Below are 7,915 nucleotides of genomic sequence, written 5' to 3'. Positions count from 1 at the left end.
GCCGCGCCGCCGGGCGGCGGGGGCGGGCCGCCGGGCGGCGGGGCCGGGTCGCGGGCGCGGTCGGCTCTGCCGATGTATGGCCCGGCCCGGTGGCGTCCGTTCGCCGTGTCGCCGCGGCCGGAGACCGGCCAGGTCGGCCGCCGCGCACTCGCGGCCCTTGCCTCGAGGCTTACGGCTCTGCTTGCCTCGACGCCTGCGGCTCTGCTTGCCTCGACGCCTGCGGCGCTGCTTGCCTCGAGGCCTGCGGCGCTGCTTGCCCCGAGGCTTACGGGTCTGCTTGCCTCGAGGCTTGCGGACCTGTTTGCTTCGATGTAGGCGCTCGGGCTGATCCAGGCGGTGTCGTGGCCCGGCCGGGCCGGGCGGATCGGGCTGGCCCGCGGCGCTGGGATCCTCGCGCTTGTGGACATCGGCGGGTGGGTGCCGTCGCCCGCGATCGGCCGGCGGCCGGCGGGCGTGGCCCGGTTCGGAGGGAAGGGGAGTGGTGGTGCCGGGACCAGGCGATCCACGCAGGGAGCCGGCAGCCCGCACGAACATCGCCGCCACAGTGAGCGCCAGGTGCGCCGGTGGGACGGCTCGTGCGGCACCGGTCTCGGGCACCGTCTACGAGGGATAGTCATGCGACCACCGTAGTTGACGTATAACTAGGTGTCTCTCACCAAGTTGACCCATGACTAATAGTCATGCGCCTACGGTCGATCATGTGGCAGCTAAGCCGATCCGACTGATGGGTGCGCACGAGATTCGAGTCCGCCTGGGCGGCGTGAGTCGCCAGCGCGCATACCAGATCACGAGCAGGGCGGACTTCCCCGTGCCCATCGCAGACCTCGCGCAGGGCAAGGTCTGGCTGACCGAGGACGTCGAGGCCTGGATGAAGGTCCATCGCCGCGACATCGACGACGCCGAGGCCTGACGGCGGCCGCACCCGGCCGTCATCTCGGTGAGCGCGCCAGTGCGACCCCGTCGCCTCCGCGCACCACCAGGCCTGCCATCTCCAACAGGGACAGGCGCCGCATGACGGTGCGCACGCCCAGGCCCGCCTTCGCGGCCAGTTCCTGCGGCCCGACGGTGCCGCGCCGCGGCATCGCCTCCAGCACCAGCGCCGATTCCTCGTCCAGGCCGTCGTGTGGCCGGTCCCGGCCGCGCGGCACCTCGGCCAGGTACTCGCCGATCTTCCCGACCTCGTCCAGCACGTGCGCCAGCCCCGTCACCACCGTCACCTCCGGATGCTTGCGAAGCAACTCGTGGCAGCCGACCGACATCGCGGACGTGACCGGGCCCGGCACCACCATCGCGCTCCGGTTGAGGGCGATCGTCCGGCCCATCGTCTGCACGGCGCCGCTGCGGGCCGCGGCCTCGACGATCACCGTGCCCGCGGTGGCCGCCGCGATCACCCGGTTGCGGATCAGGAATCTGTGCCGAAGCGGCTCCGCGCCCGGCGGCCACTCGCTCATCAGCACCCCGCTGTCCGCGATCTGCTCGAACATGGCCGTGTTGCCCATCGGGTAGGGCCGGTCGATGCCGCACGCCAGGATCGCCACCGTGAGCCCGCCCGCGGAGAGCGCGGCCCGGTGCGCCGCCGCGTCGATGCCGAACGCCCCGCCGGAGACCACCGTCCACGCGCGCTCCGCCAGCCCGAACGCCAGGTCGCTCGTCACGCGCATCCCGTAGCCGGTGGCCGCGCGGGCGCCGACCACCGCGACGGAGCGGGCGAACGCCTCGTTCAGCGGCCAGCCGCCGCGGACCCAGAGGCACAGCGGCGGGCGCACGTCCCGATTGATCCGCCCGTTGCCGTCGGCCTCGAGCGTGGCCAGGGCGTTCACCGCGGTGGGCCACTCGGGGTCCGCCGGCACGACGACCCGCGCGCCGAGGCGTTCGGCTCGGCTCAGGGCCGCCTCGGCCTGGCGCCGCGGGTCGTCGGCCGCGGTCCGGGAGACCACGGCCGCGCGCAGCGCCGACTCGGGGATGTCGCCCCGCAGCAGCCGCTCCAGCGTCGCCTCGGCGCCGTCGGCCCGCACCAACTGCCACACGGCGCGGTTGCCCGGCTCGGCGAGGCAGGTCAACGCCACGCGGGCCGCCCGGTCCGCGGCATCGCCACCCGCCGGGTGATCCTCAGGAGGCTCGATCTGTCCGGTCATGTGCCTCTCCCATTCGTAGTTGTGCCGCCTCGTCCACATCCGAGCCCGACGGCCTCTCCCGCCCGTCCAGATCCGCGATCGACCAGGCCAGCCGCAGGATCCGGTCGAAGCCCCGCGCCGACAGCAGCCCGCGATCCAGCCCCGCCCGCAGCGACGCCGTGTCCCTGGCCGGCAGCCGCCACGGCGGCTGCCGCAGCCGCGGTCCCGGCACCTGCGCGTTGACCCGCCAGCCCTCCGCCGACCAGCGCGCCGCGGCCGCCGCGCGGGCCCGGGCCACGCGCGCCGCGACCGCCGCGGACTCCTCGGCCGCCGCGGCCGTCATCAACATGGCCGCGCTCATCGGCTGGATCCGGATCTGGATGTCGATCCGGTCGAGCAGCGGGCCCGACAGCCTGCCGAGATAGCGCCGCCGCGCCGTCGCCGTGCATTCGCACCACTGATCGCCGGCCGGGTTCGCGCACGGGCACGGATTCGCCGCCAGCACCACCTGCACCCGGGCCGGGTACTCGGTGTTGCCGCGCGCCCGGGCCAGCAGCACCCGCCCGCTCTCCAGCGGCTGGCGGAGCGCCTGCAGGGCCGCGTTCGCGAACTCCGGCGCCTCGTCCAGGAAGAGGACGCCGCAGTGCGCCAGCGACAACGCGCCCGGCCGGGCCAAGCCCGAGCCACCGCCGACCAGCGCCGCCAGGCTCGCGCTGTGATGCGGCGCCTGGAACGGCGGCCGGCGCACCAGCCGGCCGTCCTGGGGCAGCAGCCCCGCGATCGAGTGCAGCGCCGTCACCTCGAGCGCCGACGCGTCGTCCAGGGCGGGCAGGATCGACGGCAGCCGCTCGGCCAGCATCGTCTTGCCCGCGCCGGGCGGCCCCAGCATCGCCAGGTGGTGGCCGCCCGCCGCGGCCACCTCGAGGGCGTAGCGGCCCAGCTCCTGGCCCGCCACGTCGGCCAGGTCCGGGCCGGTCCCGGGCGGCTCCGGTTCGGCCGGCGGCGGGTCCAGCAGGCGCTCCTCGCCCCGGACGTAACCGACCAGCCGGTGCAGCGAGTCGACCGCCCGCACCGTCACCCCGGGCACCACGGTCGCCTCCCGCGCGTTGCCCAGCGGGACGATCACCTCGGTCATCCCGGCCCGCGCTGCCGCCGCCACCATCGGCAGCACCCCGCGGACCGGCCGCACCGCCCCGTCCAGCCCCAGCTCGCCCAGGAGCACCACACCCGCGAGCGACGCGGTCGGCAACTCGCCGGCGCCGGCGAGCAGCGCGCAGGCGATGGCCAGGTCGAACGCACTGCCGTGCTTCGGCAGGGTGGCCGGCAGCAGGTTCACCGTGATCCGCCGGTTGGGCCAGGCCTGGCCCGAGTTGACCACCGCCGCGCGGACCCGGTCCCGGGCCTCGTGCAGCGCGGTGTCCGGCAGCCCGGTCAGCACCACCGCGGGCAGGCCCGGCGACAGGTCGGCCTCCACCTCGATCAGGTGACCGGCGAGGCCGACCAGGCCCACGCACAGCACGCGTGCGTAGCTCACCTAGAACGCCGCTCGCACGTGCTCGACCACTGTCGCCCCGCGCCGCTGGGGCAGCACCGCCACCACGTCGAAGCGGATGCCGTGCGGGCGCACCGAGGTCTCCGCCAGCCAGCGCGCCGCCAGCCGGCGCAGCCGGCGGACCTTCGCCGGGCCGATCGCCTCGGCCGGCGTGCCGTAGCGATCGCCGCGCCTGGTCTTGACCTCGCAGAACACCACGTCGTCGCCGTCGCGGAGGATCAGGTCGACCTCGCCCTCGGTGCGCCGCCAGTTGCGGGCCAGCACCACCAGGCCCTGCGCGCGCAGGTGCCGCTCGGCCAGGCGCTCCCCGTAGGCGCCGACCGCCTTTCGCTCCGTCGTCATGACGGGACCGTGGCGCACTTACCCGGGGCCGCGCGCCGCGAGGCGCCTCCAGGCTGTGGACGGAGCGCGATTGTGGATAACCGTAGGGTGACCGTGGTCATGTGATACCGCCTCAGCGGTGGCATCCGGACGTCGCTTCACCTACGGTGCAAAATCGTGGAAGGAAATCGTCGCTACGCCGAAGAGCCGGATCCGAGCTGGTACACGGGTCAGCGACCGCCCGACGCCGCGTCCGCGAACGCCTACGACTCGGGCGTCTATGAGCGCCCCAGCAGCGCCTATCGGCTGCCGGAGCAGCGGCCCGCCGACCCGTATTCGGCGCCGGCCGGGTACCCCTCGGCGGACCCGGCGATCTCGGGCAGTCATGCCCTGTCGTCGTCCGACTCGGGCTCGATCCGGATTCCGGTGCGCGGGCCCGAGTACCCGGCCGTCCGGCCGGGCGGTGCCGCCCCGATCGCCGATCCGCCCGCGGCCTCGGCCACCACGTACGGCTCGGGGGCGGGGCTGGACGGTCCGTCCGCGTCGGCGGCCTACAACGAGCCGACCAGCATGGTGCCGATGACCGGCGGTGCCGGGCGTCCGGGGCCGGCGGAGAGCGTCTACGGCGGGCGCCGCCCGGTTTCCGCCATGGTGTTCGCGCTCATCGTCGCCGTCCTGTCGATCCCGGCCGTCATGTTGCTGGTCCGGGTGACGTTCGTCGACGACCCGTCCGCCCGGGGTGTCGTGCCCGCCGTGCTGCTGACCCTGGGCCTGCCGCTCACCGGGCTCGGCCTCTTCTCGGTGGCCGGCGGCGGCGGAGTGGGTGGCCGCGACGCCTGGCTGCGTGCGCCGGTCGTCTACCTGCCGATCGGCCTGGTCCTGCTCCTGGCCGCCGGCCTGGGCGCTGCCTGAGCCCTCACCGGGGGCCGGGTGTTTCCGACGAACGCCCCGGCAGCAGGCCGTACTCCGAACGGCGTATGCTTGTCGACGGCGACCGCCCTGCGCGGTCGACCTCGCGCGCCCTCTGCACGTGCCCCGTCGGGCCGGATCAACCGGCCTGGTCATGAGCCGTCAGCGACGGCCCTCCCTGGTCCCGATTTCTTCGGGCGCCACCAGGGCCGGCGACCGGGCGCCAGGACGCCCACCGCCGGTGAGCGTGACAACCAGGGAAAAACAGGGAGCAATTCACCATGGCCGTCGTGACCATGCGTCAGCTGCTGGAGAGCGGTGTCCACTTCGGGCACCAGACCCGGCGCTGGAACCCGAAGATGAAGCGCTTCATCTTCACCGAGCGCAACGGTATCTACATCATCGACCTGCGCCTGACCCTCGACTACATCGAGAAGGCCTACGCGTACGTCCGCGACACCGTCGCCGAGGGTGGCCACATCCTCTTCGTCGGCACCAAGAAGCAGGCGCAGGAGGCGATCGCCGAGCAGGCGACCCGCGTGGGCCAGCCGTACGTCAACCACCGCTGGCTGGGTGGCATGCTGACCAACTTCCAGACGGTGTACAAGCGGCTCCAGCGCATGAAGGAGCTCGAGGCGATCGGTGACCTCACCGGCACCGCCGCCGGCTACACCAAGAAGGAGACCCTGCAGCTGTTCCGTGAGCAGACCAAGCTCACCAAGACCCTCGGTGGTCTGCGGGACATGACGCGGGTGCCGTCGGCGATCTGGGTCGTCGACACCAAGAAGGAGCACATCGCCGTCGACGAGGCCCGCAAGCTGGGCATTCCGGTCATCGCGGTGCTCGACACCAACTGCGACCCGGACGAGGTCGACTTCCCGATCCCGGGCAACGACGACGCGATCCGCTCGGCCGAGCTGCTGACCCGGGTCATCGCGGCCGCCGTCGCGGACGGTCTGATCAAGCGCTCCGGCCGTAACCGCGGCAACGCCGACGACAAGCCCGAGCCGGGCACCGTCGCCGCCGGCGAGCCGCTGCCCGAGTGGGAGCGCGACCTCTACGAGGGCGCCGACAAGAAGGCCGCCGACGCCGAGCCGGCCGCCGACGCTGCCGCCCCGGCCGCCGACGCTGCCGCCCCGGCCGCCGAGGCTGCTGCCCCGGTCGCCGAGGCCGCCCCGGCCGCGGAGCCCGCTGTCCCGGCCGCCGAGCCGGTCGCCGCCGCCGCGGAGTAATTCCTCAGGAAGCCGGCCGCCGGAGACGGCGGCCGGCACCTCCCGATACCGGACCTCAAGCATCGAGAGAGAGTCATGGCCAACTACACCGCCCAGGACGTGAAGAAGCTTCGCGACCTCACCGGCGCCGGCATGATGGACTGCAAGAAGGCGCTCGAAGAGTCGAACGGTGACTTCGACCAGGCCGTCGAGTTCCTGCGCATCAAGGGTGCCAAGGACGTCGGCAAGCGGGCCGGTCGCACGGCCGCCAACGGCATCGTCGCCCACTCCGGCAAGGCGCTGCTGGAGCTCAACTGCGAGACCGACTTCGTCGCCAAGACCGACGACTTCGTCGCGCTGGGCCAGACGCTTGTCGAGCACGGCGAGCAGGCCAAGCTGGCCGACGCCGCCGCGCTGCTGGCCTCCGCGCTGCCCGACGGCCGCACCGTCGCCGACGTGATCCAGGACTTCTCCGCCAAGATCGGCGAGAAGATCGTGCTCAACCGCTTCGCGCAGCTCGACGGCACCGTCGCGGTCTACCTGCACCGCAAGGCGCAGGACCTGCCGCCGCAGGTCGGCGTCCTGGTGGAGTACACCGGCAAGTCCGACGAGGCCGGCGGCGACGACGCCCGCGCGGTCGGCATGCAGATCGCGGCCATGCGGCCGAAGTACCTCACCCGCGAGGAGGTGCCCGCCGAGACCGTCGAGTCGGAGCGCCGCATCGCCGAGACGACCGCGCGCGAGGAGGGCAAGCCGGAGCAGGCCCTGTCCAAGATCGTCGAGGGCCGGGTGAACTCGTTCTTCAAGGACTACGTCCTGCTGGAGCAGGCCTCGGTCACCGACAACAAGAAGACGGTCAAGCAGGTCACCGCGGATTCCGGCATCGCGGTCACCCGGTTCGTCCGCTTCGAGGTCGGCCAGGAGTAATCCAGGCACCAGCGCACTGCGCGGGAGGCCGGGACGCGAGACAAGCGCCCGGCCTCCCCGTCACATAGGGTCTCGGGTTAGCGAAGGAAAGGGCGGACCGGCATGACGATGGTGACCGAGCAGAACGTCGTGGTCGACGAGGTCGCGGCGCCACGTTCCGACCGGCCCCGGCGGGTCGTGCTGAAGCTCTCCGGCGAGGTCTTCGGCGGCGGCGCGGTGGGCGTGGACCCCGACGTGGTGCAGGGCATCGCCCGGCAGATCGCCACGGCCACCCGGCGCGGCGTGCAGATCGCCGTGGTCGTCGGCGGCGGCAACTTCTTCCGCGGCGCCGAGCTGCAGAAGCGCGGCATGGACCGCAACCGGGCCGACTACATGGGCATGCTCGGCACGGTCATGAACTGCCTGGCCCTGCAGGACTTCCTCGAGAAGGAGGGCATCGAGACGCGGGTGCAGACCGCGATCACGATGGCCCAGGTCGCGGAGCCTTACATCCCGCTGCGCGCCATCCGGCACCTCGAGAAGGGCCGCGTCGTGATCTTCGGCGCCGGCGCCGGCATGCCGTACTTCTCCACGGACACGGTCACGGCGCAGCGGGCCCTGGAGATCCACGCCGACCTCGTGCTGATGAGCAAGAACGGCGTCGACGGCGTCTACACCGCCGACCCGCGCACCGACCCGGACGCCCGCAAGATCGAGCACATCACCTTCGCCAGCGTGCTCCAGCAGGGCCTGCGGGTGGCCGACCAGGCCGCGTTCAGCCTCTGCGAGGAGAATGGCCTGCCGATGCTGGTCTTCGGCGCTCAGGGCGACGACACGATCGTCCGGGCCGTCAGCGGCGAGAAGATCGGCACCCTGATCACCACGTGATCCGCTCCACCCAT

The 7,915-nt window shown here is 73.0% G+C and carries 8 protein-coding genes; 5 read left to right on the top strand and 3 right to left on the bottom strand.

What is annotated here, in order from left to right; all coding sequences use genetic code 11:
* Window positions 1–724 precede the first annotated feature (724 nt).
* On the top strand, window positions 725–910 hold the full coding sequence (locus tag AB0F10_RS04825) for a DNA-binding protein (RefSeq protein WP_360620468.1): 186 nt from the start codon (window positions 725–727) through the stop codon (window positions 908–910).
* Window positions 911–929: 19 nt separating this feature from the next.
* Here the strand turns inward: AB0F10_RS04825 and dprA are convergent, their stop codons facing one another.
* The 3 genes from dprA to AB0F10_RS04810 are packed head-to-tail and all read right to left on the bottom strand — an operon-like array spanning window position 930 to window position 4,008.
* Window positions 930–2,135, bottom strand: coding sequence for a DNA-processing protein DprA (gene dprA / locus AB0F10_RS04820; protein ID WP_360620463.1), 1,206 nt, complete (start codon window positions 2,133–2,135; stop codon window positions 930–932).
* The gene (locus tag AB0F10_RS04815; protein ID WP_360620462.1) at window positions 2,110–3,648 is read right to left on the bottom strand and encodes a YifB family Mg chelatase-like AAA ATPase; all 1,539 of its coding nucleotides are present in this window, start codon (window positions 3,646–3,648) and stop codon (window positions 2,110–2,112) included. The genes dprA and AB0F10_RS04815 overlap by 26 nt, the downstream gene beginning before the upstream one ends.
* Window positions 3,649–4,008: a YraN family protein gene (locus AB0F10_RS04810; RefSeq protein ID WP_360620461.1), complete on the bottom strand. Its 360-nt coding sequence runs from the start codon at window positions 4,006–4,008 to the stop codon at window positions 3,649–3,651.
* Window positions 4,009–4,164: 156 nt separating this feature from the next.
* Between AB0F10_RS04810 and AB0F10_RS04805 the strand changes: the two genes are divergently transcribed.
* The 4 genes from AB0F10_RS04805 (at window position 4,165) to pyrH (ending at window position 7,901) form a co-directional block, all read left to right on the top strand.
* Window positions 4,165–4,899, top strand: coding sequence for a hypothetical protein (locus AB0F10_RS04805; protein WP_360620460.1), 735 nt, complete (start codon window positions 4,165–4,167; stop codon window positions 4,897–4,899).
* A 278-nt stretch (window positions 4,900–5,177) separates the two neighbouring features.
* Window positions 5,178–6,128, top strand: a complete 951-nt coding sequence (gene rpsB / locus AB0F10_RS04800) for a 30S ribosomal protein S2 (RefSeq protein ID WP_360620459.1) — start codon at window positions 5,178–5,180, stop codon at window positions 6,126–6,128.
* A 75-nt stretch (window positions 6,129–6,203) separates the two neighbouring features.
* Window positions 6,204–7,034, top strand: a complete 831-nt coding sequence (gene tsf, locus AB0F10_RS04795; RefSeq protein ID WP_360620458.1) for a translation elongation factor Ts — start codon at window positions 6,204–6,206, stop codon at window positions 7,032–7,034.
* A gap of 102 nt (window positions 7,035–7,136) precedes the next feature.
* A complete protein-coding gene (gene pyrH, locus AB0F10_RS04790) occupies window positions 7,137–7,901 on the top strand; it encodes a UMP kinase (RefSeq protein ID WP_360620457.1) in 765 nt (254 codons plus the stop codon).
* The last annotated feature ends 14 nt before the right edge of the window (window positions 7,902–7,915 follow it).

Origin of the sequence: Actinoplanes sp. NPDC026623, assembly GCF_040638275.1 — a bacterium.
GTDB lineage: Bacteria > Actinomycetota > Actinomycetes > Mycobacteriales > Micromonosporaceae > Actinoplanes.
This window is presented reverse-complemented; position numbering and strand designations above follow the sequence as displayed.

Coding starts and splice junctions, on each gene's coding strand:
- AB0F10_RS04825 (WP_360620468.1), top strand. CDS start 725: ATGGGTGCGCACGAGATTCGAGTCCGCCTGGGCGGCGTGAGTCGCCAG.
- dprA (WP_360620463.1), bottom strand. CDS start 2,135: ATGACCGGACAGATCGAGCCTCCTGAGGATCACCCGGCGGGTGGCGAT.
- AB0F10_RS04810 (WP_360620461.1), bottom strand. CDS start 4,008: ATGACGACGGAGCGAAAGGCGGTCGGCGCCTACGGGGAGCGCCTGGCC.
- rpsB (WP_360620459.1), top strand. CDS start 5,178: ATGGCCGTCGTGACCATGCGTCAGCTGCTGGAGAGCGGTGTCCACTTC.
- tsf (WP_360620458.1), top strand. CDS start 6,204: ATGGCCAACTACACCGCCCAGGACGTGAAGAAGCTTCGCGACCTCACC.
- pyrH (WP_360620457.1), top strand. CDS start 7,137: ATGACGATGGTGACCGAGCAGAACGTCGTGGTCGACGAGGTCGCGGCG.